This window comes from Roseisolibacter sp. H3M3-2, from assembly GCF_029211165.1.
Taxonomy (GTDB): Bacteria; Gemmatimonadota; Gemmatimonadetes; order Gemmatimonadales; family Gemmatimonadaceae; genus Roseisolibacter.
Genome location: NZ_JARGEK010000574.1, coordinates 1 through 2,060 on the forward strand (window position 1 = coordinate 1; position 2,060 = coordinate 2,060).

Annotated in this window: 1 protein-coding gene and 1 pseudogene; both read right to left on the minus strand. The window is 79.6% G+C overall.

Annotated elements, in window-relative coordinates; all coding sequences use genetic code 11:
- On the minus strand, positions 1-405 hold a 405-nt coding region (locus PYV61_RS24665; RefSeq protein WP_275836533.1), incomplete at its 3' end, for an ATP-binding cassette domain-containing protein.
- A pseudogene (locus PYV61_RS24670) lies at positions 402-2,060 on the minus strand (hypothetical protein); the annotation flags it as partial. The pseudogene PYV61_RS24670 and the gene PYV61_RS24665, both read right to left, overlap by 4 nt.

Below are 2,060 nucleotides of genomic sequence, written 5' to 3' on the forward strand. Positions count from 1 at the left end.
CACGCCGCGCGCGCCGGTCCCCGCGAGCCCGAGCGCCACCAGCGCGTCGTCGGCGGGCGCGGCGCGCTCGGCGCGGCGCACCCGGCGCGCCCCCAGCCCGAAGGCGACGTTGTCGCGCACCGACAGGTGCGGGAAGAGCGCGTGGTGCTGGAACACGACGCCGAAGCCGCGCCGCTCGGCGGGGAGGTCGGTGATGTCGGCGCCGTCGAGCAGCACGGCGCCGGCGTCGGGGCGCTCGTAGCCGGCGGCGAGGCGCAGCGTGGTCGTCTTCCCCGCCCCCGACGGGCCGACCAGCGCCAGCAGCCCGCGCGCCAGCAGCGCCAGCGACACCCCGTCGAGCGCCGGGCGCGCGGCGTCGGCGTGGCGGCGCGCCAGCGCGCGCAGCTCCAGCGACGACGCGCTCACGGCGCGGCGGCGCGCGCGTCGAGGAGGTTCACGAAGAGGCGCGCGGCGCCCGGGTTGCCGGCCGGCAGCTGCCGGAAGAGCGCGAGCGTGGCGTACACGTAGGTGCCGCGCCCGAGCGGGGCGACGAGCAGCGCGCCGCGGCTCTCGGGCTCCCCGGGGTCGTGCGACTCGACCGCCGGCCGGAACGCGGCGTCCCACGTCGTCGGCACGTAGGTCGCGCGCTCCTGCACCCACCCCTCCCAGTCGGCGGGGCCGATGCGGTTCGGCGTGGTGAGCACGCGCGGCGCCGGCGAGAGCGGCGTCACCGGCGCCTCCTCGATCGTCACGCGGCGCACCGGGCGGTCGAGGGTGATCGGGTACGGCACGATCCCGGGGCGCAGGTACTCGTACGTCCCGAACTGCACGACCAGCGTGCCCCCCGCGCGCGCCCAGTCGAGCAGCCGCGCGTTCTGCGCCGCCAGCGCGTCGCTCGCCTCGTACGCGCGCGGCCCGACGACGATGCTCGTGAAGCGCGACAGGTCGGCCTCCCCCACCGCGGCCGGGTCGAGCACGGTCACGTCGAGACCCAGCTGCGCGAGCATCGGCGCGACGTTGTCGCCGACGCCGGGGACGTAGGCGACGCGCGCCCGCGCCGGCAGCGCGACGTCCACCGCCTGCAGCGTCAGCGCCGCCGGCCGGTAGAGCCGCTGCGGGCGCACGTGCTCGTAGTCGACGGTCTGGTACCCCTCCGCGAACCGCGCCCCCTCGCTCTCCGCCTCGGCGCGCACCACGTGGGCGCCCGGGCGCAGCGTGCCGCGCAGCCGGAACGCGACCGCCGTCGGCGTCTCCGCGCCGCCGAGGGTGACGGTGCGCGCGGCGCTGTCGGCGCGCACGCCGTCGGGGAGCGTCAGGCGCACGGTCACGCGGCGCGCGGTGGTGTCGGCGGAGCGCACGCGGACGAGCAGCGTGCGCTCCAGCGTCAGCTCGGCGCGCGCGTACTCGACGGTGCGGTCGAAGCCCACCGAGACGGCCGGCACCGCGGCCGCCGGGCGCGCGACCTCGCCGCGCACCGGGTCGACGCTGCGGTACACGAGCGGCGCCTCGGCCACCGCGCGCGCGCCGTCGCCGCGCACGTCGGCGATGACGTCGGCCGCGCCGGCGTAGCGCCACTCCTTGCGCGTCGCCGCGCCGCCGCCGACCGCGAACACGTCGCTCGCGCGCGGCACCGGCCGCCACCGCGGGCGCGTCGGCTCGACCGGCGTGATGCTCCCGGTGCGCGAGGCGGACGTCCCCGGCGCGAGCACCAGCGGCGCGCCCCCGGCGAGCAGGTCGGGCGCCGACTCCAGCCCCTCGACCTGCAGCGTGCGCACCTCGACCGGGCGCGTGCCGCGGTTGTACACGGTCACGGTCACGGGCGCCGGCCGGCCGACGACGAGGCGCTCGCGCGCCGCGGTCGCGTCGAGCTCCACGCCGGCGGCCAGCAGCACCGCGTGGTGCAGGCGCCGCACGGCGTCCTGGCGCGTCGTGGCGAGGTCGCGCGACAGGGCGTCGGTCTCCTCGCACGGGCACACGGCGTCGCGCAGGCGGCGGGCGCGCCGCAGCGGCGCGAGGAGCGCCCCGGGGCGCCGCACGTCGAGCGCGGCGCGCACCGCGGCGAACGCCGCGTCGAGCGAGTC